The following is a 24,636-nucleotide window of genomic DNA, read 5'->3' as shown; positions in this document are numbered from 1 at the left end:
CAGCATTCAGGAGATCGGCTGTTCGCTCACCTGCAGCCCGTCGACGAACAGGCGTTCGAGAAAACGCGCCGCGTCCTCGAACCGCCCCTCGCCGGAACTGCCCTGCCCGAGCACGGCCCTCACCTGCACGTCGAAGTCGGCATAATGCTGCGTCGTCGACCAGATCGCGAAGATCAGGTGGTAGGGGTCGCATTTGGCGATCTTGCCGGCTTTCGTCCAGGCGCGGATGACCTCCGCCTTCTCGTCGACGAGTTCCTTGAGCGGCCCCTTCAGTTCGTCTTCGATATGCGGCGCGCCCTGCAGCACCTCATTGGCGAAGAGCCGGCTTTCGCGCGGGAAATCCCGCGCCATCTCCAGCTTGCGCCTGATGTAGCTGCGGATTTCGGCAACCGGGTTTCCCTCGGCGTCGAACGCGCGCAACGGGTCGAGCCACGTATCCAGCACGCGATCGATCAGCGCCCGGTGCATCGCTTCCTTGGTGCGGAAATAATAGAGCAGGTTGGGCTTCGACATGCCGGCCACATCGGCGATCTGATCGACGGTCGCGCCGCGAAAGCCGTGCGCCGAAAACACCTCCAGCGCCGCCTCCAGAATCCGCTCTTCCTTCTCCTCCTGGATGCGTGTACGCCTCTGGGTCTTGGCCGCTCTCGGAAGTACCATTTCGCCCCCTGCCGGTGCCTGCGCGTTCATCCGCACAGGCGGTATCTGCCCAAATTTCGGCGCCGCCATCTTTTTGGGCAACAACTTCGTTTTTTTGTTTTTCCGGCTTGAGTGCCGCAACGGAAGTTGTAATGTTTACCAACCGGTCAAATTATCAGCCAGTTCGCCAGCAAAGGCAACGACTGATCGAAGGGCACCAGAAAAAACCAAGCCTGGATTTGACCAAGGGAACATGAAGGGCATGCACCACCCAAGGTGCCGCCAAAAAGAATGAGGAGACCGCCGTGGCAGCACCTGGCGAGAACATGCGCGTCAATGCCGACCGCCTGTGGGATACGTTAATGGACATGGCCAAGATCGGCCCGGGCATCGCCGGCGGCAACAACCGCCAGACGCTCACCGACGAGGATGGCGAAGGCCGCAAGCTCTTCCAGTCCTGGTGCGAGCAGGCGGGCCTGACCATGGGTGTCGACACCATGGGCAACATGTTCTTCACCCGGCCCGGCACCGACCCCGACGCCCTTCCGGTTTATGTCGGCTCCCATCTCGACACGCAGCCGACCGGCGGCAAGTTCGACGGCGTGCTCGGCGTGCTTTCGGGCCTTGAGGTCGTGCGTTCGATGAACGATCTCGGCATCAAGACCAAGCACCCGATTGTCGTCACCAACTGGACCAACGAGGAAGGGGCGCGGTTCGCGCCGGCGATGCTCGCCTCCGGCGTCTTTGCCGGCGTCCACAGCCAGGAATTTGCCTATGGCCGCAAGGACCCGGAAGGAAAGGCCTTCGGCGACGAACTGAAGCGCATCGGCTGGGTCGGCGACGAAGAAGTCGGCGCCCGCAAGATGCACGCCTATTTCGAATACCACATCGAGCAGGGCCCGATCCTCGAGGCTGAAAACAAGGACATCGGCGTCGTCACCCACTGTCAGGGCCTGTGGTGGCTGGAGTTCACGCTGACCGGGCGCGAGGCGCATACCGGCTCGACCCCGATGAACATGCGCGTCAACGCCGGCCTTGCCATGTCCCGCATCATCGAAATGGTTCAGGGCGTGGCCATGGAAAACCAGCCGGGCGCCGTCGGCGGCGTCGGCCAGGTGGTCTTCTCGCCCAACTCGCGCAACGTGCTGCCGGGCAAGGTCGTCTTCACCGTCGATATCCGCTCGCCCGACAAGGCCAAGCTCGACCGCATGCGCGCCAGGATCGAGGCGGAAGCGCCGAAGATCGCCGACGCGCTCGGCGTTGGCTGTTCCGTCGAGGCCATCGGCCATTTCGAGCCGGTGACGTTCGATCCGAAACTCGTCACCGCCGTGCGCAACGCCGCCGAAAGGCTCGGCTACAGCCACATGAACCTCATCTCCGGTGCCGGACACGATGCCTGCTGGGCGGCCAAGGTCGCCCCCACGACCATGGTCATGTGCCCCTGCGTCGGAGGCCTCAGCCACAACGAGGCGGAGGATATCTCCAGGGAGTGGGCCGGCGCCGGCGCTGACGTCCTCTTCCACGCCGTCGTCGAAACGGCCGAAATCGTCGAATGAGTTTGCGGGCGGGACGAAAGTTCCGCCCTTTTTCGTGGCGGCCAGCGGGCCACCGGAAGCACAATCGCGAGGATGAAAATCAATGAGCACTGTCATCAAGGGTGGAACCATCGTCACGGCCGACCTGACCTACAAGGCGGACGTGAAGATCGAAGGCGGCACGATCGTCGAGATCGGCCCGAACCTGACCGGCGACGAAACGCTCGACGCCAGCGGCTGTTTCGTCATGCCGGGCGGCATCGACCCGCACACCCATCTCGAAATGCCCTTCATGGGCACCTACTCCTCAGACGATTTCGAAAGCGGCACGCGGGCGGCGCTCGCCGGCGGCACGACCATGGTGGTGGATTTCGCCCTGCCGTCGCCCAACCAGTCGTTGCTCGAAGCGCTTAATATGTGGGACAACAAGTCCACTCGCGCCAATTGCGACTATTCCTTCCACATGGCGATCACCTGGTGGAGCGAGCAGGTCTTCAACGAGATGGAGACCATCGTCAAAGACAAGGGCATCAACACCTTCAAGCACTTCATGGCCTATAAGGGCGCGCTGATGGTCGACGACGACGAGATGTTCTCGTCGTTCCAGCGCTGCGCCGCGCTCGGCGCATTGCCGCTCGTCCATGCGGAGAACGGCGACGTGGTCGCCCAGTTGCAGGCGAAGCTGCTGGCGGAAGGCAACAACGGGCCGGAGGCGCACGCCTATTCGCGGCCGGCCGAAGTCGAGGGCGAGGCCACCAACCGCGCGATCATGATCGCCGACATGGCCGGCAGCCCGGTCTATATCGTCCATACTTCGTGCGAGCAGGCGCATGAAGCAATCCGCCGCGCCCGCGCCAAGGGCATGCGTGTCTTCGGCGAACCGCTGATCCAGCACCTGACGCTCGACGAAACCGAGTATTTCAACAAGGACTGGGACCACGCCGCCCGCCGCGTGATGTCGCCGCCGTTCCGCAACAAGCAGCACCAGGACTCACTCTGGGCCGGCCTTGCGTCCGGTTCGCTGCAGGTGGTCGCGACCGACCATTGCGCCTTTACGTCTGCGCAGAAGCGTTCTGGCGTCGGTGACTTCACCAAGATCCCCAACGGCACCGGCGGGCTCGAAGACCGCATGCCGATGCTGTGGACCCATGGCGTCAACACCGGCCGCATCACCATGAACGAGTTCGTGGCCGTCACCTCGACGAACATCGCCAAGATCCTCAACATCTACCCGAAGAAGGGCGCCATTCTTGTCGGGGCCGATGCCGACCTCGTCGTCTGGGATCCGAAGCGGTCGAAGACGATCTCCGCCAAGACCCAGCAATCGGCGATCGACTACAACGTCTTCGAGGGCAAGGAAGTAAAGGGCCTGCCGCGTTACACACTGACCCGTGGTGTCGTCGCCATCGAGGAAAGCACGATCAAGACGCGCGAGGGCCATGGCGAATTCGTCCGCCGCGATCCGTTCCCGGCCGTCAGCACCGCGCTCTCGACCTGGAAGGAAGTCACCGCCCCCCGCGCCGTCCAGCGCACCGGCATTCCGGCAACCGGAGTGTGATCTCGTTGCTTCGCGGCCTGCACGTCTTCACACCGCTCTGTCCCACCGGACATGTCCCGCCGAACCGGCGGGACGCTTCGCCGCGGTTGCAGGTCGCGTCAGTGAGGCACGAGAGCGTCGAGCTCCGGCAAGAGGACGACGCTTTCCTGCCCCTTGGGGTCGGTGCGGGCGATCACCGCCGAACAGGGCGCGTCGGAGAGGTTCGCCGGCAGATGCGGCACGCCGGCCGGAATGTAGAACATCTCGCCGGCGCGCACGACGACATGCTCCTCGAGCCGCTCGCCGAACCAGGTGTGCGCCTCCCCCGACAGCACATAGATCGCCGTCTCATGACCCTCGTGCAGGTGCGCCTTCGCACGGGCGCCGGGTGGGATCGTCAGCAGATGCATGCAGATGCCGGTCGCGCCGACGGTTTCCGCCGCGATGCCCTCGAAATAGCTGAGCCCCTGCTTTCCGGCATGTCCATTGCCGGGCCGAACCACGCGACAGCCAGGATTGGATGATCGAGACATGACTGTTCTCCAGAATTCCCTGAAAAACCAGCAGCAAACGGCTCCGCTTACAAATCCGCGATTGCATGTTGCCGGTCCGGATAGCAGTCTGACACAGCCAAGCCAGAATGAGTATTCGCCGATGACGTCCAATACCGCATCCGTGGTTTCGGCCCGGAACCTCTGCCTGACTTTCGAGACCGCCGACGGCCCGGTCAACGCGCTGACCGGCGTCAATCTTGATGTCGCCAAGGGCGATTTCGTTTCCTTCATCGGCCCCTCCGGCTGCGGCAAGACGACGTTCCTGCGCGTCATCGCCGATCTGGAAAAGGCGACCTCCGGCACGATCACCGTCAACGGCATGACGCCCGAAGAAGCCCGGCGCCAGCGCGCCTATGGTTATGTCTTCCAGGCGGCGGCGCTCTATCCCTGGCGCACGATCGAGAAGAACATCGCCCTACCGCTGGAGATCATGGGCTATTCGAGGCAGGAGCAGAAGGCGCGCATCGACCGCACGCTGGACCTCGTCAACCTCGCCGGCTTCGGCAAAAAATACCCATGGCAGCTCTCCGGCGGCATGCAGCAGCGCGCATCGATCGCCCGTGCGCTTGCCTTCGACGCCGATCTTCTCTTGATGGACGAGCCCTTCGGCGCGCTCGACGAGATCGTCCGCGACCACCTGAACGAGCAGCTCCTGAAGCTCTGGGCTCGCACCAACAAGACCATCTGTTTCGTCACCCATTCCATTCCCGAAGCGGTTTATCTCTCGACCAAGATCGTGGTGATGAGCCCGCGGCCCGGCCGCGTCACCGACATCATCGAATCGCCTCTGCCGCGCGAACGTCCGCTCGGCATTCGCGAAACGCCCGAATTTCTCGAGGTTGCCCATCGCGTGCGCGAAGGCCTGAGAGCGGGGCACAGCTATGAGGAATAGCGGGGCGTCTTCGACCATCTGCCGTGCTGCAGCACGGGCCGACATGAGCGCCTGCGCCGACATTCTGAACCGCTGGATCGACGCGACCCCGTGGATGCCGCGGATACACGACCATGCCGACGTCGAGCGGTTTTATGTCGAGACGGTTTTTGTCGAACGGACGGTGGTCGTCGCCGAGCGGGACGACCGGGTCGCGGGTTTCATGGCACTCTCCAGCAATCATTATGTGACGGCGCTTTATGTCGACGACGCCTGCCGCGGCATAGGCGTCGGCAGCGATCTGCTCAAGACCGCCAAATCGCTGTCCGCAAGCGAATTGAACCTTTGGACCTTTGAGGCAAACGGCAAAGCCCAGCGCTTCTATGAACGACAGGGTTTTTCGGCCGTTCGCCGCACCGATGGCGACAACGAGGAAAGCCTGCCTGACATTCTCTACCATTGGCGCGGAGCGGAGGGGCGGCCATGAACCTTGCCTATGTCCTCTGGCTACTGCTTGCCACGACCATCTTTCTCGGCGGCGCGACGGCTTCGCGCGCCTATGTCTCCAACAGCCATATCGGCGTGCTGGTCGTGGCACTCGGGCTCTACATGATCGGCAACATCATCATGGTAAAACTGATGCGTGATGGCGGGCTTGGCCTTGCGATCTCGCTGTCGGCCATAGTCCAACTGGTTCTCGTCAACATCATCGCCTTTGCTGTGTTCGGCGAAAGGCTCAGCCTCACCCAGGCGGCCGGCGTCATGCTCGGCATCGCCGCCATGGGCCTGATGTTGCTGCCGGCAAGCGGAAAGGCATGACCATGCGCGAGGAAAGCTTTCTCAGGGACAAACTCTTGCCCGTCGGCACCGTTGTCGCGCTGCTGATCGTGGTCTGGTACATCGCTGTCGTCTTCCTGAACGCGCCCTTCGAGCGCGACACCGCCGCCCGCGCCGGCACCGAGATCAGTTTCTCGCAGATCGTTCACAACACCATGGCGCAGGAACGGCCGGTGCTGCCGGCACCGCATCAGGTTATTGCCGAGATCTGGGACACGACGTTCAACAAGCCGATCACCTCGAAACGCAGCCTGGTCTATCACGCCTGGATCACGCTCTCGGCCACCCTGCTCGGTTTCGGCATCGGCGCTGTGCTCGGCATCCTCCTGGCCGTCGGCATCGTCCACAACCGCGCCATGGACCGATCGCTGATGCCCTGGGTGATCGCCAGCCAGACGATCCCGATCCTCGCCGTCGCGCCGATGATCATCGTCGTCCTGAACGCGATCGGCATCTCCGGGCTCTTGCCGAAGGCGCTGATCTCGACCTACCTCTCCTTCTTCCCCGTCGTCGTCGGCATGGTGAAGGGCCTGCGCAGTCCCGAGGCGATCCAGCTTGACCTTATGCACACCTACAACGCCTCGCAGGCACAGACCTTCTGGAAACTGCGCTGGCCGTCGTCGATGCCCTATCTCTTCACCTCGCTGAAGGTTGCCGTCGCCATTTCGCTTGTCGGCGCCATCGTCGGCGAACTGCCGACCGGCGCCGTGGCCGGCCTCGGCGCCCGCCTGCTGGCCGGCTCCTATTACGGCCAGACCGTGCAGATCTGGTCGGCTCTATTCATGGCGGCAGCGCTTGCCGCCGTCCTGGTGATGATCGTCGGCTTTGCACACACCGCCGTCCTGAAGCGCATGGGGGCCAAGCCATGAACCTTCCGATCCTGATTGGCGCCATCGTCTTCTGGCTTGCCGCCTGGGCCGTCAACGAATGGCTGGTGCGCCAGCGTTTTGAAAGCGATGTCGCCAACCGGGCCACGCGTTTCGCCGTGCCGCTCCTCTTCGGCGTCACCCTGCTGGTGCTTTGGGAGGGCATCGTGCGGGGCTTTTCCGTGCCTTCGGTCCTGCTGCCGGCGCCGTCGATGATCTGGCAGCGCCTGATCAACTCGCTGCCGACGCTGGCGGCAGACTTCCGCCAGACCTTCCTGAAGGCGGTGCTGACGGGCTATGCGCTCGGTTGCGGCCTCGGCTTCGTCGTTGCCATCCTCATCGATCGTTCGCCCTTCCTGCAGAAGGGACTGCTGCCGCTCGGCAACTTCGTCTCGGCGCTGCCGGTCATCGGCGTTGCGCCGATCATGGTCATGTGGTTCGGCTTCGACTGGCAGTCCAAGGTCGCCGTCGTCGTCATCATGACGTTCTTCCCGATGCTGGTGAACACCATCGCCGGCCTGGCGGCGGCCAGCCACATGGAGCGCGACCTGATGCGCACCTATGCCGCCTCCTGGTGGCAGACGCTCGTCAAGCTGCGCCTGCCGGCCGCCTGGCCGTTCATCTTCAACGCGCTCAAGATCAATTCCACCCTGGCGCTGATCGGCGCCATCGTCGCCGAATTCTTCGGGACACCCATTGTCGGCATGGGGTTCCGGATCTCCACGGAAGTGGGCCGCATGAACGTCGACATGGTCTGGGCCGAAATCGCCGTCGCGGCGGTGGCAGGTTCGGCTTTTTACGGGGTGGTGGCACTCATCGAGCGCGCCGTCACCTTCTGGCATCCTTCCATTCGCGGAGGGCGCGCCTGAGAACGACACAGAGCAATTCCAGGAAGAGCGTGAAACGGCTTTCCGTCCGGAATTGCGCAACTCAAAGAAAATGAAGCAAAAACAAGAGGGAACTGACATGAACAAGAGACTTGCATCGCTTCTCGCCGCAGGCGTCTTTTCGCTTACAGCGTTCCAGGCCGAAGCCGCCGACAAGGTGACGCTGCAGCTGAAATGGGTCACGCAGGCCCAGTTCGCCGGTTACTACGTCGCCAAGGACAAGGGCTTTTACGAGGAAGAAGGGCTCGACGTCGACATCAAGCCCGGCGGCCCTGATATCGCGCCGGCGCAGGTGATTGCCGGTGGCGGCGCCGACGTCGTCGTCGACTGGATGCCTTCGGCCCTTGCCACCCGCGAAAAGGGCGTGCCGCTCGTCAACATCGCCCAGCCGTTCAAGAAATCGGGCATGATGTTGACCTGCCTCAAGGAGAGCGGCGTCACCAGCCCCGACAAGTTCAAGGGACACACCCTTGGCGTCTGGTTCTTCGGCAACGAATATCCGTTCCTGTCCTGGATGTCGCACCTGAAGATCCCGACCGATGGCGGGCCGGAAGGCGTGACGGTTCTGAAGCAGGGCTTTAACGTCGACCCGCTGATCCAGAAGCAGGCGGCCTGCATCTCGACCATGACCTACAACGAGTACTGGCAGGTCATCGACGCCGGCATCAAGCCGGACGATCTCGTGACCTTCCAGTATGAAGACCAGGGTGTGGCGACGCTCGAAGACGGCCTCTACGTGCTCGAAGACAAGCTCAAGGACGCGGCCTTCAAGGAGAAGATGGTCAAGTTCGTGCGCGCCTCGATGAAGGGCTGGAAATACGCCGAGGAAAACCCGGATGAAGCCGCCGGCATCGTTCTCGAAAATGACTCGACCGGCGCCCAGACGGAAAAACACCAGAAACGCATGATGGGCGAAGTGGCCAAGCTGACCGCCGGTTCGAACGGCGCTCTGGATGAAGCCGACTACAAGCGCACCGTGCAGTCGCTGCTTTCGGGCGGTTCCGATCCGGTCATCTCCAAGGAGCCGGAAGGCGCCTGGACGCACGAGATCACCGACGCAGCGCTGAAGTAAGAAGAACCGGGCTGAACGACAGGAAAGGGTCGCGCGACGGCAATCGCGCGGCCCTCTTCCGTTTCTGTGCAGGCCATTCATGGCCCACTACAACGCCGCGCGTCAAATATGACGCGCAAAGGACGCTGTAACACCTTAAATCTGCTGCATAATTTTCTCCTTAAATCGATTCCGATTTAAGGAATTATGCAGTAGGGTTGCCGCGAATTTCCGGGTGTGGGGGTGGCAATTCGAGGTCAACGGGCCGGTGATGCACCCCGATTGTCAAGATCGTGTCGAGATTGCAACCAAGACTGCAGAACAGAAGAAATATTGAGGAACCATCACTTCACCGCACTTGTAAGCACATGATGTGAAGATTACATAGGCGCGGATGTTTGTTGGAGGCAAGCAACACGGAGGAGTTCATTTTCCGAACGGTTTGCTTGAGGAAGCCTATCCCCGTCCTGCCCGCGCTCACGGTCTGATACCGTGTGAGCGGCGCATGAATACGATGGCCGTGCGCCTATGCGTTGTTTCGCCTGGTTCGCGAAAACAAGGCGTCGGCGAAACTGAAAATCGCTTGATTGTACCGGGATCCGGCCTTGGAAGGCACAGATCCGCTTTTACGTCGTTTCCGTTGCCAGGATTGTAAAGCCGATGGCTCAGAAAGTATTACCTGTTCTCAGCGTTTGCGCTGCGATGATCATTGCTCCGTATTCAAGTGCATTTGCCGAAGAAGCGACCAAGGTCCAGCCGGCGCAGAGCCTGCCGTCGATCGTCGTCACCGAGGCCGTCGATCAGTCGATCAGCGATCGCGTCGTTGCAACCGGGACGATACAGGCCGTGGAGCAGGTCTATGTCGCGCCGCAGGTCGAGGGATTGTCGATCCGCGCGCTGAACGTCGATATCGGCGACAAGGTCGAAGAAGGTAGCGTCCTCGTCGTTCTCAACGACGACGCCCTGCGGCTTGAAAAGAGCCAGCTCGAAGCGGCACTCGCCAAGGCGGAAGCCGGCCTCGCACAGCTCAACGCCCAGCTCAGTGAAGCCAAGGCCAATTCCGAGGAAGCGACACGCGTCAGCGATCGCAACGCAGAGCTTGCCAAGAACGGCACGGTCTCGACGGCTGAAGCCGATCGTGTCCGCGCTCTTGCCGCAGCCACCCGTGCCCGCGTCCGCTCGGCCGAACAGGCCGTTGCCGTCTCCAGTGCCGATATCAAGGTGGCGCAAGCCCAGATCGATGACATCGATCTTCGCCTCACCCGCACCGAGGTCAAAGCCCCGGTCGCCGGTGTCATTTCCGCCAAGAACGCCAAGATCGGCGCGATCGCCAATGGCAGCGGCGAGCCGCTCTTTGCGATGATCCGCGACGGCGCGATCGAGATGAAGGCCGACGTTGCCGAAGCCGACATCATCAAGCTTGCGGTCGGCCAACCGGCGACGATCACTCTTGCGGGCGGCAACACCAAGGTCGAAGGCGCCATTCGACTGATCGCACCGACGGTCGATCCCGTGTCTCGTCTCGGTACCGTCTTCATCAGTCTCAAGGACACCACCAAGGCACGCTCGGGCATGTATGCCAACGCCGTCATCACCACCGAACAGAAGCAGGCTGTCGTTCTGCCGCAAACGGCGGTGACCAATGAGAACGGCAAAACCATCGTCCGCAAGGTCGACAATGGTGTGGTGAACATCGTGCCGGTGATAACGGGTATCTCCGACGGCAAGTTCGTCGAGGTTGTTGACGGGTTGAAGGCCGGCGAGCAGGTCGTGGCAAGGGCCGGCGCCTATGTGCGCGACGGCGACCGCATCAACCCCGTCAAATCAGCGCAACCAGCGACCAACTGACAGGAACCGTGACCATGAACTTCTCAGCCTGGTCCATCCGAAATCCGATCGCTCCGATCCTCGCCTTTTTCGTGCTGCTGGTACTCGGCTATCAGTCGTTCGTCAGCCTGCCGATCACCCGCTTCCCCAATATCGACGTGCCGATCGTCTCGATCAACGTCGCACAGAGCGGCGCCTCGCCGGCTGAACTCGAAACCCAGGTCACCAAGGAAATCGAGGACGCGGTCGCCAGCATCACCGGCGTCGACCACATCCAATCGACGATCAACGATGGCACGTCTACCACGGCCGTGATCTTCCGCATGGAAGTGCCGACGACCCAGGCAGTGCAGGACGTCAAGGACGCGATCGACCGCATTCGCGGCGACCTGCCGACCTCGATCGAAGAACCGATCGTTTCCAAGGTCGATGTCGAGGGCCAGGCGATCCAGACCTTTGCGGTCTCCTCGCCCGGCATGACGCTGGAAGAGCTTTCCTGGTTCGTCGACGACACGATCAAGCGTGAAATTCAGGGCAAGAGCGGCATCGGCCGGGTCGACCGCTACGGCGGCGCCGACCGTGAAGTCCGCGTCGAGCTCAACGAGGACAGGCTGAATTCGCTCGGCATCACGGCGGCCGACGTCAACGGCCAGCTTCGCCGCATGAACATGGACCTCGGCTCCGGCCGCGGCCAGGTCGGCGGCAGCGAGCAGGCGATCCGCACGCTCGGCGACGCCCGCAACGTTGACCAGCTCGCCAACACGATGATCTCGGTTCCAAGCGGCCGCTTCGTCCGGCTGTCCGAACTCGGCACCGTCACCGATACCTATGAGGAACCCCGCTCCTTCTCGCGCTTCAACGGCAATCCCGGCGTGACCTTCGCGGTTTTCCGCGCCAAGGGCGCCAGCGAAGTCAGCGTTGCCGAAACCGTGGCCAAGTCGCTGGATAAAATCCGGGCGGCGAACCCTGACGTCACCATCGAGATGGTCGACGATTCCGTCTATTTCACCTACGGCAACTACGAGGCGGCGCTGCATACGCTGATGGAAGGCGCGCTGCTCGCCGTCATCGTCGTCATGCTGTTCCTGCGCAACTGGCGCGCCACGCTGATCTCAGCCGTCGCCCTGCCCCTCTCCGCGATCCCGACCTTCTGGATCATGGATATGCTCGGCTTCTCGCTGAACCTCGTCAGCTTCCTGGCCCTGACGCTCGCAACCGGCATTCTCGTCGACGATGCGATCGTGGAGATCGAGAATATCGAGCGCCACATCCGCATGGGCAAATCGCCCTATCGCGCGGCGATCGAAGCGGCGGATGAGATTGGCCTCGCCGTCATCGCCACAACCTTCACCATCATCGCCGTGTTCGTGCCCGTGTCGTTCATGCCGGGCATACCGGGCCAGTACTTCATTCAGTTCGGCCTGACCGTCGCCGTGTCGGTGTTCTTCTCGCTTCTCGTTGCCCGCCTGATCACCCCGGTGATGGCCGCTTACCTGATGCGAGCATCGGATGTCGGCAAGCATCACGGCGACGAAGATACCGGTTTGATGAAGCTCTACACCGGGCTGATCCGAGTGACGACGCGCTGGCGCTATACGACGCTGCTCGCCGCCATCGCCAGCCTGGTGATCTCGGTCTACTTCCTGTTCCAGGTGCCCGGCAGCTTCCTGCCGCCGGAAGACGCCTCGCGCGTCAGCCTGTCGATCGAACTGCCGCCGGACGCGATGCTCGAGGATACCGACCGGACGACCGCCGAGATCTACGAACGGGTCAAAGACCTCGAAGGCGTCGAAAGTGTCTTCGTGCTTGGCGGCGCATCACCGAAGGGCGACCTCGAACTGCGCCGCGCTACGGTCACCGTGCTTCTGAAAAAGCTCGACCACTCGCTGCTCAACAAGCTCGTCAACGACGTCATTGGCGGCCTGCCGGTCATCGGCCAGTACCTGCCGAAGCTGCCGCCCACTGGGCGCATCATTCCGCAGTCGCAGATCGAGAAGGAAATCTTCGCACGGGTCGGCTCGATCCCGGATGTCCGGGTCATCAAGCTCAACGACCGCGGCGAGCGTGACCTGTCGTTCAACCTGCTTTCCAACAATGAGGCCGATCTCGACAAGGCCGTTGCGACACTCGAATCGAAGCTGCGCAGCGATCCGCTGCTGGCCAATGTCAGTCCCGATGGCGCCCTGCCGCGTCCGGAGCTGCAGATCCGTCCGCGTGACGAACAGATGTCGCGCCTCGGCATCACGACTGCCCAGATTTCCGAAGTGGTCCGTGTGGCGACCATCGGCGATATCGATGCTGCGCTTACGAAGATTGCGCTCGATGGTCGGCTCATCCCGATCCGGGTCCAGATCAACCGCGACTTCCGCACGGATATCGCCGCAATCCGCAATCTGAAGGTCCAGACGGCCTCGGGGTCGACGGTGCCGTTGTCGAGCGTTGCCGACATTAATTACTCCGAGGGCCCAAGCTCGATCAAACGCTATGACCGCAATCGCGTGGTCACGCTAGGCGCCGATCTGCCGATCGGAGTCGCCCTCAACACCGCGTCGGAACGCTTCAAGCAGATCGCCGATGGCGCCGAGCTTCCGTCTTCGGTGCAGTTCCTAGAAAGCGGCGACGCCGAGGTGCAGGCGGAGATGCAGCAGAGCTTCGGCAACGCCATGCTGCTCGGCCTGATGCTGGTGCTGGTTGTGCTGATCCTGTTGTTCAAGGACGTGATCCAGCCCTTCACCATCCTGTTCTCGCTGCCGCTTGCCATCGGCGGCGTGGCAGGTGCGCTGATCCTCACCCAGAACGCGCTGTCGATGCCGGTCCTGATCGGTATCCTGATGCTGATGGGCATCGTCACCAAGAACGCCATCCTGCTTGTCGATTTCGGTATCGAGATGATGCATCACGGCATGGACCGGACGCTGTCGATGATCGAAGCCGGCCGCAAGCGCGCCCGCCCGATCGTCATGACCTCGATCGCCATGTCTGCAGGCATGCTACCCTCCGCGCTCGGTGTCGGCGAAGGTGGCTCGTTCCGCGCGCCGATGGCAATCGCGGTGATCGGCGGCATCATCGTTTCCACGATCTTGAGCCTCGTCGTCGTGCCGTCGTTCTTCCTGATCATGGACGACCTGTCGCGCTTGCTCGCCCGGATCTTCGGTCGCTTCGTCGGCAAGAAGGACGAGGAAAACCTGCCTCTCGACCGCGAGGCGCTGACGGAGCTCGTCAACGATCAGGGCAAGACGATCGAAGACCTGGAAGAGCGCTTGAAGACGATCGAGGACGGCCAGTCGAAAGGCAAGCAAGCGGGCAAGGTGATCAATCATCCGGCGCTTGCTGCCGAGTAACCGGTACAAATCACCTGACAATCGGCCCGCACCCACCGGTGCGGGCCTTTTTTGTAGGAATTGTTTGATCGAGGTCAATTTACGTTTCAAAAGCCCGGTTATCCTGAGACTAGACGTTTACTCAGGGCCGGTGTGATGAAGACCTTGCGATTGAACTCGAATGACAGAGCGGTTCTGCTGGGCTCTCGCTTTTTTGAGAAGCTGTCGGCAGCGGCGTCCGATGCCATTCTCGAAGGCGCGGTCGTTTCCAACCACGAGGAACACGATATTCTGTTTCACCAGGATGAGCCGGTGGACAGTGTCTTCTGCGTGTTGTCCGGCCTCGTGCGCGTCTATCGGCTCGGCAAGGATGGGCGCGAAGCTGACATCGCCGTCTTTCCCAGGGGTGAGATTTTCGGCGAGAACGCGATGTTCCTCGGCAACCGCGCCACCGCCAATGCGCAAGCGATCGGGTCCTCGATGATTGCCCGGCTCGACAGCCGGAACCTGCGCAGGCTTGCCGAGCAGCATCCGGATATCGCCCAGGCGCTGATGGAACTGCTCTGCCGTCACGGCCAGATGGCCGAGGATTGCCTGGCCGAGGACCGTCTCCTGACAGCGCCGCAGCGCGTCGCGAGCTACATACTCGGCCACTGCCCCGATGGCTCGACAACCTTCTCGTTCAGGCTGCCGTTCCAGAAGAACGTGCTGGCCGGCAAGCTGGGCCTGGCACCCGAGGCACTTTCGCGCGCCTTTTCTGCCCTTCGCCGCTCGGGCGTCACCGTCAAGGGCCGCATGATCGAGATCCACGACCGCCAGGCCCTGGAGCGCTTCTAGCGGCGGCAACCGGACCTGGAGCGCTTCCGCCTTAGACGGAGTCGCAGAAACGCTCTATCTCTTTGTTTTTACGCACTTCCTGACGGAAAGCCGCTTCGCACTTTTCCTGGACATGCCCTATAGCGCCGCGCGTCTATTTAGACGCGCAAAGGTCGCTGTAACACTTTGAGTTGCTGCATAATTTTGTCCTTAAATCGATTCCGATTTAAGGAATTATGCAGTAGCACCGAAGCGGGTCCATATCCCGTGTGACAACGGTGGACGAGAATTCCTCACAGTGGTCTCGGTTCGAGCCTGTCGGCGCGGCCTCAAAGCCCACCATGCAGCGTCAGGAAATCGACGATCCGGTTGACACCGTCGCCGCGCTTCATGTCGGTGAAGACAAAGGGCTTGCCCGCCCGCATCCGGGTTGCGTCGCGATCCATGACGTCAAGGTCGGCGCCGACATAGGGCGCAAGATCCCGCTTGTTGATGACAAGCAGGTCGGACTTGGTGATGCCCGGCCCGCCCTTGCGCGGGATCTCCTCGCCCTGGCAGACGGAGATGACATAGATGGTCAGGTCGGCCAGATCCGGGGAGAAGGTGGCAGCCAGATTGTCGCCGCCGGACTCGATGAAGACGACATCGAGATCGGGAAAACGGCGGTTGAGGTCGGCGATCGCCTGCAGGTTGATCGTCGCGTCCTCGCGGATCGCCGTGTGCGGGCAACCGCCGGTCTCCACGCCGACGATGCGGTCCGATGGCAGCGCCTGCATGCGCACCAGCGCTTCGGCATCCTCCTTGGTGTAGATGTCGTTGGTAACGACTGCGACCGAGTATTTCCCCCGCATCGCCTTGCACAGCTTCTCCGTCAGCGCTGTCTTGCCGGAACCGACGGGCCCGCCGATGCCGACGCGCAGGGGACCATTTTTCGATGCCATGTGACGTTCCTTTCGAAGGCGGCGCTCACGCTCAGGAGCGGAAGAGCCGTGAATGCAGGGTCTCGTGCCTGAGAGATGAAATATCGGCTGTTATCGTGGCCGAGCCAAGGTTTTCCAGCGATGCAGCCTCCGCTTCGCGGGCCACTGCAGCAATCGTCGGTTCAAGTCCTGCGATCAAACCGACCCCGTCGCGCTGGCCGGTGACGCCGCAGCGGATCGCCACCGATACCGCATTGGAGACGGATGCATTGAGATAGGCGGCGATCGCCGGCTCGAGGCCTGTGCAGTGCGCACCCGCGACTGCACCAACTGCGACGGGATAGGCGACGGTGTCTCCGAGTGCTTCGAAGACAGGATGCGGCCAATGCCGCGCTGCTGCGAGAAAAGCCTCGCCCTGCAACATGGTTTCCATGTGCCGCTCACGGCTTGCCGCCATCGCCTCGGCAAGCTCGATGACGGATTGAAGCCGCGCTGGCTCATCGAAGGCTCGATAGGCTTCGCCAAGCAGCACCGCATCGTTCCAGCCGGAGCCGTGGCAAAGAAGCGTCTCCAGCCACAGTCGCAGGCTTTCGGCATCGGGGACATGGCCGTCGTGAACCGCCTGTTCCAACCCGTTCGAATAGGAGAAGGCACCGACGGGGAAGGCCGGCGACAGCCAGGTCACGAGGCGAAGCAGCGCTTGCGTATCGACCCGTTCAGCCATGGTGATGGTGGTGATGGCCGTGATCGTGACCGGCGGCCGCGTGATAGGCGCCGCGCAGCGGATGGAACGGCTCGGAGACATCGACGACCGTGGCGCCCAGCCCCTCGAGCATCGCCCGAATGACCGGATCGCGGGTGATCAGAATGCGGTTCGGCTCGATCTGTGCGGGCAAGTGGCGGTTGCCCAAATGCCAGGCCAGTTCGACGAGATGCAGTGGATCGCGCGGGCGGATCTCGTAAAGCGCTTCGGGTGCCGCGACGATGCGGATATAGCCGCCGCCTTCCAGCACCAGCAGGTCGCCGTCGGCCAGCATTACCGCTTCCTTCAGATCAAGCATGACCACATCGTCGTTCTCGAGATGCAGTAGCTTGCGGCGCAGATGCCGTGCATCATGGGCCAAGGCGACGCTGTGCAATGGCGCCTTGTCCTTGGGCCCCGGCGAGAGCACCTCGGTCGAACGATAGGGCATGTCAGAGCACCTCGATCTTTTCCGGGTGAACGAGCTCGATGCGCGCCTCAACCAACAGATCCGCCATTGCCGCCTGGAAAGCCTTCAGATGCGGCTCGGCGAAATGGGCGTCGACTGCTTCCTTGTCCTTCCAGGTTTCAACGAACACCAAAGCATCGGGCTCGGCTGGCTTCTGATAGAGATCGTAGCTGATGCAGCCCGCTTCCCGTCGCGTCGCCTCGATCAACGGACCTGCGAGCGACACGACCTCGGCGGCCTTGCCCGGGTGAGCCGTCAGATATGCGATAATGTAAACCATTGAACCCTCGACATCTTTTTCATCAGGCAGTGTAGCAAGAAAAAACCCCGGCGCTAGCACCGGGGTTTCAAAAAACGATCCGTCCGTCGGCCTGATCAGGCTGCGAGCTTCTGCGACTTCAGCGTTTCGAGAATGTTCTGCGGCGAGGAAACGCCGTAGGGATCGCTGTCGCAATTGTCGGAATAGCCTTCTTCCTCGAACCACTGCTCGACGACACCGTTGTTGACGACGGCAGCGTAGCGCCAGGAGCGCATGCCGAAACCGAGATTGTCCTTGGCAACGAGCATGCCCATCTTGCGGGTGAACTCGCCCGAACCATCCGGGATCAGCTTGACGTTTGCCAGGTTCTGCGACTTGCCCCAGGCGTTCATCACGAATGCGTCGTTGACCGAGATGCAATAGATTTCGTCAACACCTTCGGCGCGGAATTCGGCCGTCAGCTTTTCGAAGTCGGGCAGCTGGAAGGTCGAGCAGGTGGGCGTGAAGGCGCCCGGAAGCGAGAACAGCACGACGCGCTTGCCGGCGAAGTAGTCGTCGGAGGAAACGTCCTGCCAACGGAACGGGTTGGAGCCGCCGACGGCTTCATCGCGAACGCGGGTGCGGAACGTTACGGAGGGTACTTTTCTGCCGAGCATGTCATCTCCTTCAGTGCAGGCACTCGATCGCGAGCGGTCTTGGGAGAACAGTCGTGATCGGAAATATCAGTCCGCTTCCTACCGGAAATTCCGCTGCGGTGCAGCACGAAAGGCTTCGATTTACGCCCGCGCATGGCAGGCATGCGGCCGACGCATGCCTGTGGCGACACTGCATCGGCGCTGGCAGGGGGTCAGTTATGGAGCCGCAAGGACAGGCTGAGGGTGGACGGAAGAGGGTTCCAGAACCCCGTCTTCAATCCGGCTTCTCTCAACGCCCGTGCCGTCCAGGTGTTGCATCCGAAAAGCGCATTGAACGTGCCCTCGGCCTCGAAGAAGCGGTCCGCATAACCATAGGAAAAGCCCTCGACCGGAACGACGGCGCTACCGTTCCTGGCAAAGCTTTCGGAGATGAACGTCATGAGCTTCTCGAATTCGGAGCGCTCGAGATCGACGCTTTCGACCGAAGGCTGGGGTTCGACGATCGCCCTGGCGATATCCACATGCATGACCGAGCGGTCGAGCGTCAGCGCCCTTACGACCGGCATCGGCTTCAGTTCCGACCATGTCGGCGTTTCCAGATAGAACGAACGGCCGCCCCAGCCGAAGATCAGCCATCGCGCCTTCGGATGATCAAGCGGCATGCCCGCCTCGCCTGCGAAGGCGAACCGCGTCCGGGTCTCGTCATTGAGCGGAATGGCGATATCGGTGTGAATCTGCCCGGACAGGATCAGGATACGCTCGCCGGCGGTAGCCGACGCAACTGCCGCGGCGGTGGCCGTGCGCGTCAGCAGCGGTCGCGGGATGATCGTCCCGAGAACGGCAGCCACAATAAGTGCCGACACGCCATACGCGGCCCACTTGAGGGCCCGCCGGATACCGCTTCTTCGAGACAATGTCGTTTGCCGCTCAGAACAGGAAATAACGCTGCGCCATCGGCAAAACGGTCGCAGGCTCGCAGGTGAGAAGCTCGCCATCGGCGCGCACTTCGTAGGTCTCCGGGTCGACCTCCACATGCGGCGTCAGATTGTTGTGGATCATCGACGCCTTGCCGATGCCGCCGCGGGTGTTCCTGACGGCGACGAGCTGCTTGGCGACGCCGAGCTTGGCCGCCAAACCAGCATCGAGCGAGGCCTGCGACACGAAGGTGACGGAGGAATTCGTGCGGCTCTTGCCATATGCGCCGAACATCGGCCGGTAGTGCACCGGCTGCGGCGTCGGGATCGAGGCGTTCGGGTCACCCATCGGCGCTGCAGCGATGGTTCCGCCTATCAGCACCATATCGGGCTTCACGCCGAAGAAGGCCGGGTTCCAGATGACAAGGTCGGCACGCTTGCCGACTTCCAGCGAACCGATCTCATGGCTGAGGCCGTGGGCGATCGCCGGGTTGATCGTGTATTTGGCGATGTAGCGCTTGACCCGAAAATTGTCGTTGTCGCCGGTTTCCTGCGGCAGCGCGCCGCGCTGGCGCTTCATCTTGTCGGCCGTCTGCCAGGTGCGGATCGCCACCTCGCCGACGCGCCCCATCGCCTGGCTGTCCGACGAGATGATCGAGAAGGCGCCGATGTCATGCAGGATGTCTTCGGCAGCGATCGTCTCCTTGCGGATCCGGCTTTCGGCGAAAGCGATATCCTCGGGGATCGATGGCGACAGGTGATGGCAGACCATCAGCATGTCGAGGTGTTCTGCCAGCGTGTTCTTGGTGTAGGGCCGGGTCGGGTTGGTCGACGACGGAATGACGTTCGGCTGGCCGCAGATCTTGATGATGTCGGGCGCATGGCCTCCACCTGCCCCTTCCGTGTGGTAGGCATGGATCGTGCGGCCCTTGATCGCCGCGATCGTGTCCTCGACGGAACCGCTCTCGTTCAGCGTATCGGTGTGGATCATCACCTGCACGTCGTATTCGTCGGCAACACCAAGGCAGCAGTCGACGGCGGCCGGCGTCGAGCCCCAGTCCTCGTGCAGCTTCAGCGAGGTGGCGCCCGCAAGCACCATCTCGACAAGCGCGCCCGGCAACGAGGCATTGCCTTTGCCGGCAAAGGCAAGGTTCATCGGGAAGGCGTCCGCCGCCTCGATCATGCGGGCAAGATGCCAGGGGCCGGGCGTGCAGGTGGTTGCGAGCGTCCCATGCGCAGGTCCCGTGCCGCCACCGAGCATACAGGTGAGCCCGCTCATCAGTGCTTCCTCGATCTGCTGCGGGCAGATGAAGTGGATGTGGCTGTCCATGCCGCCGGCCGTAACGATCTTGCCCTCCCCGGCAATCACCTCGGTGCCGGGGCCGACGATGATCGTCACACCAGGCTGCATATCGGGATTGCCGGCCTTGCCGATCGCCGCGATGCGCCCGCCCCTCAGCCCGATATCCGCCTTGACGATGCCCCAGTGGTCGACGATCAGCGCGTTGGTGATCACCGTGTCGACGGCACCCGCCGCGCGCGTCACCTGGCTTTGCCCCATGCCGTCGCGGATAACCTTGCCGCCGCCGAATTTCACCTCCTCGCCATAGGTGGTGAAGTCCTTCTCCACCTCGATGAACAGCTCCGTGTCGGCGAGCCGAACCTTGTCGCCGACCGTCGGGCCGAACATGTTGGCATAGGCCGCGCGCGACATCTTGTAGGGCATGGGCTCAGGCTCCTTGGGACAAGTCTGAAGAAGAAGGGGAAAGACGACGAAGACGGCCTTCGGCAACAAGGGCGTCGACGAACTGCCGCTCGGCAGCGAAGGGATGCAACGCCCAGCCGACATGGCCGAAACCGGCAAGAACGACATCATCATCAGCTGCCGCAAAACCGGACAGCACGTCGGCGATCACCACCATGCCGCTCGACGGCACCACATAAGGCCCGGGCGCAAACCGGGACAAATCCCGGTCCAACCGCTCATGAGACGCGCTGGCGATGACCCGATGCGCCCGACCGGTCGACGCCGCAAAACTCTCGAAACCGGCGGTGTAATCGTCGCAGAAATCATCGAGGTCCGGGTGTGTTTCGGCCAATGCCGCGCGCAGGCCAGCAAATTTCCTAGCCGATCGCACGCTCCAGATCTCGCGCGCCTGCCGCACCGGGGCGCTGTTCTTCCAGCGCCCGCCGCCGAGCATGGCAAACGCCGGCCGGCCCGTGTTGCAGACGGCGACGATATCGGTCCTCATCCCGCCGGCGCCGACGGAACGACAATCGTTGAAGCGGATGACGATATCGGCCGCATCGATGGTCGCGGCAGCACCTTCCGGCACCTCTCCGTTCCCCACGATCATGATGGTGCGACCAGGCATCAGGGTCAGTTTTCCGTGGGCTCGAGCAGCTCTTTGAGTTCCTTGGTGCGTGCCGTGGTCAGTTGCGCCAGGCAACCGGACACCAGCATCGGCTCCATCGATCCGCCGCGCGCCTCGAAGCCGGCAAGCTCGCACTGGCCGTCACGGTAGCCGATCCAGGCGCGCTGCGCCTTTTTCAGCGCTTCCTCCGCACCGACATAATCGGCGCTGATGTCGGCAAGTTCCTTGTCCTTGGCCTTCATCGCCACAACGGTCTGCTTGTAGACCTTGTTGAGTTCGGCGTCGGCCGCCTCATAGTCCTTGTTCGAGCAGATGTTCATGTCCGCCTGCGTCATCGCATTGGCGCAATCGACATCGTCCTCCTGCGCCAGGGCCGGTATGGCTACCAGCAGCAAGGCGCCCACGATCAGCGTCGTTCGCATCCTCATCCCTATAGCTTTCCCATGACCTGCTGGCGGAAGCCGTAAACCTCGCGCTTGCCCGAAAGCGGAATGAGCGTGACCAGTCTTTTCTGTCCGGGCTCGAAGCGGACAGCGGTGCCCGCGGGAATATCGAGCCGTTTGCCGTGGGCCGCACTGCGGTCGAAGTCGAGCCCGGCATTGGTTTCGGCAAAATGATAGTGGCTGCCGACCTGCACCGGCCGATCGCCGGTGTTGGAGACCTCGATCGCCACCGTCTCGACGCCGTGGTTGAGCTCGATCTCGCCGCTTGCGGCAATGATTTCCCCTGGGATCATCTGTTCCCTCTCCCCTGTCAGGCCGCGTTGGCGTCGGCGCAGCCTTGCGGCTTCAGCACCCGCTCGGTCAATGCCGGATACTTCGCCAGCAGCGCGGCCGGACGCACCGGGCGCCGGGTAAACTCGCCGCCGCAGTTGGGGCAGGTGCCATCGAGCGTGCCTTCGACACAATCGACGCAGAACGTGCACTCGAAGGTGCAGATCATCGCTTCGCGGCTGTCGGGCGGCAGATCCTTGTCGCAGCATTCGCAGTTCGGGCGCAGTGCCAGCATCTCTTAGCCTCCTCAGCGGATCGGTTCGTGCACGGTGACAAGCTTGGTGCCATCCGGGAAGGTCGCCTCGACCTGGATGTCGTGGATCATCTCCGCGATCCCCTCCATCACCTGCGCGCGGGTGATCACATGGGCGCCCGCTTCCATCAGTTCGGCGACCGATCGACCGTCACGCGCACCTTCGACGACGAAGTCGGTAATCAGCGCGATCGCCTCAGGATGGTTGAGCTTGACGCCGCGCTCAAGGCGGCGGCGGGCAACCATCGCGGCCATGGAAATCAACAGCTTGTCCTTTTCGCGCGGGGTAAGATTCATGCGTCGCCACCGGTTTGATTGCGGATTAGAGGACCCAGACTTTCGGCACTGTCGTTTGCTTACGCAAGTGCGAAATGACCGGGATGAGGATTTTTCTGAGCGAGAAGCCGTCCGCTGCTACAAAGCGCGCAACCAGCTTGTCGCGACCACCAACCTGGACATGGCTGATGCCCGCCCCCGCTTGCGTTTCAAGCTGCGCGCGCAGTCGTGGCAGCAGCAATTCGCAATCGGGTCCGGCATAAAACAACGTCGCAAAGGCCACATTGTCACCGAGGACCGCAGCGCGCGCCGCAAGGGCGGCAATATCGTCGGCAAAGGTCAGGTTCTCAGCGTGCAGCAGCCGGCCATCGACGCGAATGCGCCAGCGATCGCGGAAGAGCCCTGAGTGCACCGCTTCGCCCATGGCTCTGCGGCCGAGCAGCACGGCTTCGACGCCAAGAAATGTTGCGCCGTGGTCAAGCTCGACGTCGAGTGAGCGCGACAGCGAGGCGCGATCGAACAGGATCGTCTCCTGCGGCAGCCACTCGACCCGCGCCCCCGCCGCCACGTCAATGCGTGTCGTGACATCGACCGTGCCGGCGCTGGCCTTGTAGATCTTCTCGCAGGCCTGCGTGGTGATGGTCAGCTCGGTCGCCACACCGGCTTCGATCTCCCAGAGCATGCGATCACCGCCGGTCAGCCCGCCCGACGAGTTGATCAACACGGCCTCCATGGAGCTGTCGAAGGTTTTCGGCAGCCGGATCTTGGCGCAGCCTTCCTGGTAAAGCTCGGCAATGCCCGTTCGACCGACGGCCGCCTTGGCCACCAGCCGTCCTTTTCCAAACGCCCGCTGCGGGGCGATGATTGCCGCAATGCTCATGTTCATCCGCCGCCATCGTCGGCATCTGGAGGCGTCAAGTCAAGCTATTGTTTTGCAAAGAAAATCATCAAAGTGACCGCTTTATGAGCAGTCAATGCCCAACGAACGACCAAGTCCTTACGCCACCCGATCCGGTGGCTCCCGCCCGTCGAAGAAGGCGGTGATGTTGTCGACCACCTTCATGCCCATCGCGACGCGTGTTTCCTCGGTCGCACTGCCGAGATGCGGCAGCAGAACGACGTTCTCGAGCGCTCGCAGGCCGGCCGGGACATTCGGTTCCGCCTCGAAGACGTCGAGGCCGGCGCCTCTGATGACACCGTTCTTCAGCGCCTCGATCAGCGCCGGCTCATCCACCACATCGCCGCGCGCCGTGTTGACGAGGTGGGCGCCTTTTTTCATCATCGCCAGCCGCTCAGCATTGATGAGATGCCGGTTCTCGCCACCACCCGGGCAGTGCAGCGAGACGAAGTCGGCGACCTTCAGCACCTCATCGACAGTATCGAGCTGGCGTGCGCCGTAGCGTGCGGCTTCGGCCGCATCGATAGGCGAGCGGTTGTAGAACACCACCTCCATGTCGAACCCGAAATGACAGCGCTTTGCCATCGCCTTGCCGATCCGGCCGAAGCCGATGATGCCGAGCGTCTTGCCGGTCACCTTGCCGCCGATCATGTGGGTCGGTCGCCAGCCGGTCCATTCGCCCGCCCTGATCTGGCGCTCCCCCTCGCCCGCGCGCCGCGCCACGGCAAGCAGCAGCGTCATGGCGATATCGGCGGTGCAATCGGTCAGAACGCCAGGCGTGTTGGTGACGACGATATTGGCTGCCTTGGCGGCGGCAACGTCGATGTGGTTGTAACCGACACCGTAGTTGCCGAGGATCCTTGCCCTGATGCCGCCGCCGTCGAACAGGCTTGCCGGCAGACGGTCGGAAACCGTCGGCAGCACGGCATCAAAATCGCGCAGCGCCTGCGCCATCTGATCGCCCGACATCGCCACGTCTTGCTCGTTCAGCACCACATCGAAACGGTCGGCCAGCACGCGCTCCACCGCTTCGGGCCAACGGCGGGTGACGAGAATGCGCGGCTTGGAACTCATGGGGCAACCTCCGAAACAGAATCGTTCGGCGATAGTGCACGAAATCACGGCGACGGACAGCCTGCTGCGCGCCGACGAATGAAGGCCTGAGCAATGACTTTGCCGAGACGGAACGGGGGTGAAGAACCATCCTCACCCGCCGAGAACTCCCACCCCGAAACGAAAAGCCCGGCGATCACTCGCCGGGCCCAGACCGCTGACAAACCCGTCGATTTTTCGGCGGGTTTTGTTTTGCGGATTGGGTTGTTTTTGACGGCCGTGTTTTGGCGGAGGGGAAGAAGGACGCGCCGGCTCACGCCATGGCCGGT

General features: G+C 62.5%; 28 protein-coding genes. 11 read left to right on the top strand and 17 right to left on the bottom strand.

Annotation, left to right across the window (positions count from 1 at the left end):
* Positions 1-6: 6 nt before the first annotated feature.
* Complete coding sequence (gene rutR, locus BC363_RS15960) at positions 7-660, bottom strand: HTH-type transcriptional regulator RutR (protein ID WP_065783149.1); 654 nt, start codon at positions 658-660, stop codon at positions 7-9.
* Positions 661-944: 284 nt separating this feature from the next.
* Between rutR and BC363_RS15955 the strand changes: the two genes are divergently transcribed.
* Positions 945-2,195, top strand: coding sequence for a Zn-dependent hydrolase (locus tag BC363_RS15955; RefSeq protein WP_141690337.1), 1,251 nt, complete (start codon positions 945-947; stop codon positions 2,193-2,195).
* Between the two features lie 82 nt (positions 2,196-2,277).
* On the top strand, positions 2,278-3,732 hold the full coding sequence (gene hydA, locus BC363_RS15950) for a dihydropyrimidinase (protein ID WP_065783118.1): 1,455 nt from the start codon (positions 2,278-2,280) through the stop codon (positions 3,730-3,732).
* A 98-nt stretch (positions 3,733-3,830) separates the two neighbouring features.
* On the opposite strand, the gene BC363_RS15945 is transcribed toward hydA, so the two are convergent.
* Entirely contained in the window at positions 3,831-4,244 is a 414-nt protein-coding gene (locus BC363_RS15945; protein ID WP_065783119.1) for a cupin domain-containing protein, read from the bottom strand.
* 121 nt (positions 4,245-4,365) lie between these two features.
* Here BC363_RS15945 and BC363_RS15940 point away from each other — a divergent pair, with 121 nt between their 5' ends.
* The 9 genes from BC363_RS15940 (at position 4,366) to BC363_RS15900 (ending at position 14,761) form a co-directional block, all read left to right on the top strand.
* Positions 4,366-5,157: an ABC transporter ATP-binding protein gene (locus BC363_RS15940; RefSeq protein WP_065783150.1), complete on the top strand. Its 792-nt coding sequence runs from the start codon at positions 4,366-4,368 to the stop codon at positions 5,155-5,157.
* Positions 5,147-5,623 carry a GNAT family N-acetyltransferase gene (locus BC363_RS15935; RefSeq protein ID WP_065783120.1) on the top strand — a complete coding sequence of 159 codons (477 nt, stop codon included), beginning with the start codon at positions 5,147-5,149 and terminating at the stop codon, positions 5,621-5,623. Before BC363_RS15940 ends, BC363_RS15935 begins: the two co-directional genes overlap by 11 nt.
* Positions 5,620-5,955, top strand: coding sequence for a hypothetical protein (locus BC363_RS15930; protein WP_065783121.1), 336 nt, complete (start codon positions 5,620-5,622; stop codon positions 5,953-5,955). The genes BC363_RS15935 and BC363_RS15930 overlap by 4 nt, the downstream gene beginning before the upstream one ends.
* A gap of 2 nt (positions 5,956-5,957) precedes the next feature.
* Positions 5,958-6,842 carry an ABC transporter permease gene (locus tag BC363_RS15925; protein ID WP_065783122.1) on the top strand — a complete coding sequence of 295 codons (885 nt, stop codon included), beginning with the start codon at positions 5,958-5,960 and terminating at the stop codon, positions 6,840-6,842.
* Positions 6,839-7,708 (top strand): ABC transporter permease, encoded by an 870-nt coding sequence (locus tag BC363_RS15920; RefSeq protein WP_065783123.1) that lies wholly within the window; start codon positions 6,839-6,841, stop codon positions 7,706-7,708. Before BC363_RS15925 ends, BC363_RS15920 begins: the two co-directional genes overlap by 4 nt.
* Before the next feature lie 97 nt (positions 7,709-7,805).
* Positions 7,806-8,798 (top strand): ABC transporter substrate-binding protein, encoded by a 993-nt coding sequence (locus BC363_RS15915; RefSeq protein WP_065783124.1) that lies wholly within the window; start codon positions 7,806-7,808, stop codon positions 8,796-8,798.
* Positions 8,799-9,437: 639 nt separating this feature from the next.
* Positions 9,438-10,625: an efflux RND transporter periplasmic adaptor subunit gene (locus BC363_RS15910; protein ID WP_065783125.1), complete on the top strand. Its 1,188-nt coding sequence runs from the start codon at positions 9,438-9,440 to the stop codon at positions 10,623-10,625.
* A 14-nt stretch (positions 10,626-10,639) separates the two neighbouring features.
* Positions 10,640-13,945, top strand: a complete 3,306-nt coding sequence (locus tag BC363_RS15905; RefSeq protein WP_065783126.1) for an efflux RND transporter permease subunit — start codon at positions 10,640-10,642, stop codon at positions 13,943-13,945.
* A gap of 135 nt (positions 13,946-14,080) precedes the next feature.
* A complete protein-coding gene (locus tag BC363_RS15900) occupies positions 14,081-14,761 on the top strand; it encodes a Crp/Fnr family transcriptional regulator (RefSeq protein ID WP_065783127.1) in 681 nt (226 codons plus the stop codon).
* Positions 14,762-15,069: 308 nt separating this feature from the next.
* Here the strand turns inward: BC363_RS15900 and ureG are convergent, their stop codons facing one another.
* The 15 genes from ureG to BC363_RS35705 all read right to left on the bottom strand — a co-directional run.
* On the bottom strand, positions 15,070-15,681 hold the full coding sequence (gene ureG, locus BC363_RS15895) for an urease accessory protein UreG (RefSeq protein WP_065793309.1): 612 nt from the start codon (positions 15,679-15,681) through the stop codon (positions 15,070-15,072).
* A 31-nt stretch (positions 15,682-15,712) separates the two neighbouring features.
* The gene (locus tag BC363_RS15890) at positions 15,713-16,384 is read right to left on the bottom strand and encodes an urease accessory protein UreF (RefSeq protein ID WP_065783129.1); all 672 of its coding nucleotides are present in this window, start codon (positions 16,382-16,384) and stop codon (positions 15,713-15,715) included.
* Complete coding sequence (gene ureE, locus BC363_RS15885; RefSeq protein ID WP_065783130.1) at positions 16,377-16,853, bottom strand: urease accessory protein UreE; 477 nt, start codon at positions 16,851-16,853, stop codon at positions 16,377-16,379. The genes BC363_RS15890 and ureE overlap by 8 nt, the downstream gene beginning before the upstream one ends.
* Before the next feature lies 1 nt (position 16,854).
* Positions 16,855-17,151 carry a putative quinol monooxygenase gene (locus BC363_RS15880; RefSeq protein WP_065783131.1) on the bottom strand — a complete coding sequence of 99 codons (297 nt, stop codon included), beginning with the start codon at positions 17,149-17,151 and terminating at the stop codon, positions 16,855-16,857.
* A gap of 95 nt (positions 17,152-17,246) precedes the next feature.
* Positions 17,247-17,786, bottom strand: coding sequence for a peroxiredoxin (locus BC363_RS15875; protein ID WP_065783132.1), 540 nt, complete (start codon positions 17,784-17,786; stop codon positions 17,247-17,249).
* A 191-nt stretch (positions 17,787-17,977) separates the two neighbouring features.
* Positions 17,978-18,628 (bottom strand): TIGR02117 family protein, encoded by a 651-nt coding sequence (locus BC363_RS15870; protein WP_244519885.1) that lies wholly within the window; start codon positions 18,626-18,628, stop codon positions 17,978-17,980.
* Positions 18,629-18,692: 64 nt separating this feature from the next.
* Positions 18,693-20,405: an urease subunit alpha gene (gene ureC, locus BC363_RS15865; RefSeq protein ID WP_065783133.1), complete on the bottom strand. Its 1,713-nt coding sequence runs from the start codon at positions 20,403-20,405 to the stop codon at positions 18,693-18,695.
* Between the two features lie 4 nt (positions 20,406-20,409).
* Positions 20,410-21,057 (bottom strand): Urease operon accessory protein, encoded by a 648-nt coding sequence (locus BC363_RS15860; RefSeq protein WP_141690342.1) that lies wholly within the window; start codon positions 21,055-21,057, stop codon positions 20,410-20,412.
* A 2-nt stretch (positions 21,058-21,059) separates the two neighbouring features.
* Complete coding sequence (locus tag BC363_RS15855; protein WP_065783152.1) at positions 21,060-21,476, bottom strand: lysozyme inhibitor LprI family protein; 417 nt, start codon at positions 21,474-21,476, stop codon at positions 21,060-21,062.
* A gap of 8 nt (positions 21,477-21,484) precedes the next feature.
* Positions 21,485-21,790, bottom strand: coding sequence for an urease subunit beta (locus BC363_RS15850; protein WP_065783135.1), 306 nt, complete (start codon positions 21,788-21,790; stop codon positions 21,485-21,487).
* A gap of 17 nt (positions 21,791-21,807) precedes the next feature.
* Positions 21,808-22,062 carry a DUF1272 domain-containing protein gene (locus tag BC363_RS15845; protein WP_065783136.1) on the bottom strand — a complete coding sequence of 85 codons (255 nt, stop codon included), beginning with the start codon at positions 22,060-22,062 and terminating at the stop codon, positions 21,808-21,810.
* Positions 22,063-22,074: 12 nt separating this feature from the next.
* Positions 22,075-22,377 carry an urease subunit gamma gene (locus BC363_RS15840; RefSeq protein WP_025428139.1) on the bottom strand — a complete coding sequence of 101 codons (303 nt, stop codon included), beginning with the start codon at positions 22,375-22,377 and terminating at the stop codon, positions 22,075-22,077.
* A gap of 25 nt (positions 22,378-22,402) precedes the next feature.
* A complete protein-coding gene (locus BC363_RS15835) occupies positions 22,403-23,236 on the bottom strand; it encodes an urease accessory protein UreD (protein ID WP_065783137.1) in 834 nt (277 codons plus the stop codon).
* Between the two features lie 117 nt (positions 23,237-23,353).
* Positions 23,354-24,328, bottom strand: a complete 975-nt coding sequence (locus BC363_RS15830) for a D-glycerate dehydrogenase (RefSeq protein ID WP_065783138.1) — start codon at positions 24,326-24,328, stop codon at positions 23,354-23,356.
* 44 nt (positions 24,329-24,372) lie between these two features.
* The coding region (locus tag BC363_RS35705; RefSeq protein ID WP_210183662.1) for a hypothetical protein at positions 24,373-24,636 on the bottom strand (264 nt) is incomplete at its 5' end.

This window comes from Ensifer sp. LC384, assembly GCF_001695865.1.
GTDB lineage: Bacteria > Pseudomonadota > Alphaproteobacteria > Rhizobiales > Rhizobiaceae > Ensifer.
This window is presented reverse-complemented; position numbering and strand designations above follow the sequence as displayed.

What these genes read in the sequence shown, in the direction of transcription:
- rutR (WP_065783149.1), bottom strand. Translation starts at nt 660, where the DNA reads ATGGTACTTCCGAGAGCGGCCAAGACCCAGAGGCGTACACGCATCCAG.
- hydA (WP_065783118.1), top strand. Translation starts at nt 2,278, where the DNA reads ATGAGCACTGTCATCAAGGGTGGAACCATCGTCACGGCCGACCTGACC.
- BC363_RS15945 (WP_065783119.1), bottom strand. Translation starts at nt 4,244, where the DNA reads ATGTCTCGATCATCCAATCCTGGCTGTCGCGTGGTTCGGCCCGGCAAT.
- BC363_RS15940 (WP_065783150.1), top strand. Translation starts at nt 4,366, where the DNA reads ATGACGTCCAATACCGCATCCGTGGTTTCGGCCCGGAACCTCTGCCTG.
- BC363_RS15935 (WP_065783120.1), top strand. Translation starts at nt 5,147, where the DNA reads ATGAGGAATAGCGGGGCGTCTTCGACCATCTGCCGTGCTGCAGCACGG.
- BC363_RS15930 (WP_065783121.1), top strand. Translation starts at nt 5,620, where the DNA reads ATGAACCTTGCCTATGTCCTCTGGCTACTGCTTGCCACGACCATCTTT.
- BC363_RS15925 (WP_065783122.1), top strand. Translation starts at nt 5,958, where the DNA reads ATGCGCGAGGAAAGCTTTCTCAGGGACAAACTCTTGCCCGTCGGCACC.
- BC363_RS15920 (WP_065783123.1), top strand. Translation starts at nt 6,839, where the DNA reads ATGAACCTTCCGATCCTGATTGGCGCCATCGTCTTCTGGCTTGCCGCC.
- BC363_RS15915 (WP_065783124.1), top strand. Translation starts at nt 7,806, where the DNA reads ATGAACAAGAGACTTGCATCGCTTCTCGCCGCAGGCGTCTTTTCGCTT.
- BC363_RS15910 (WP_065783125.1), top strand. Translation starts at nt 9,438, where the DNA reads ATGGCTCAGAAAGTATTACCTGTTCTCAGCGTTTGCGCTGCGATGATC.
- BC363_RS15905 (WP_065783126.1), top strand. Translation starts at nt 10,640, where the DNA reads ATGAACTTCTCAGCCTGGTCCATCCGAAATCCGATCGCTCCGATCCTC.
- BC363_RS15900 (WP_065783127.1), top strand. Translation starts at nt 14,081, where the DNA reads ATGAAGACCTTGCGATTGAACTCGAATGACAGAGCGGTTCTGCTGGGC.
- ureG (WP_065793309.1), bottom strand. Translation starts at nt 15,681, where the DNA reads ATGGCATCGAAAAATGGTCCCCTGCGCGTCGGCATCGGCGGGCCCGTC.
- BC363_RS15890 (WP_065783129.1), bottom strand. Translation starts at nt 16,384, where the DNA reads ATGGCTGAACGGGTCGATACGCAAGCGCTGCTTCGCCTCGTGACCTGG.
- ureE (WP_065783130.1), bottom strand. Translation starts at nt 16,853, where the DNA reads ATGCCCTATCGTTCGACCGAGGTGCTCTCGCCGGGGCCCAAGGACAAG.
- BC363_RS15880 (WP_065783131.1), bottom strand. Translation starts at nt 17,151, where the DNA reads ATGGTTTACATTATCGCATATCTGACGGCTCACCCGGGCAAGGCCGCC.
- BC363_RS15875 (WP_065783132.1), bottom strand. Translation starts at nt 17,786, where the DNA reads ATGCTCGGCAGAAAAGTACCCTCCGTAACGTTCCGCACCCGCGTTCGC.
- ureC (WP_065783133.1), bottom strand. Translation starts at nt 20,405, where the DNA reads ATGCCCTACAAGATGTCGCGCGCGGCCTATGCCAACATGTTCGGCCCG.
- BC363_RS15855 (WP_065783152.1), bottom strand. Translation starts at nt 21,476, where the DNA reads ATGCGAACGACGCTGATCGTGGGCGCCTTGCTGCTGGTAGCCATACCG.
- BC363_RS15850 (WP_065783135.1), bottom strand. Translation starts at nt 21,790, where the DNA reads ATGATCCCAGGGGAAATCATTGCCGCAAGCGGCGAGATCGAGCTCAAC.
- BC363_RS15845 (WP_065783136.1), bottom strand. Translation starts at nt 22,062, where the DNA reads ATGCTGGCACTGCGCCCGAACTGCGAATGCTGCGACAAGGATCTGCCG.
- BC363_RS15840 (WP_025428139.1), bottom strand. Translation starts at nt 22,377, where the DNA reads ATGAATCTTACCCCGCGCGAAAAGGACAAGCTGTTGATTTCCATGGCC.
- BC363_RS15835 (WP_065783137.1), bottom strand. Translation starts at nt 23,236, where the DNA reads ATGAGCATTGCGGCAATCATCGCCCCGCAGCGGGCGTTTGGAAAAGGA.
- BC363_RS15830 (WP_065783138.1), bottom strand. Translation starts at nt 24,328, where the DNA reads ATGAGTTCCAAGCCGCGCATTCTCGTCACCCGCCGTTGGCCCGAAGCG.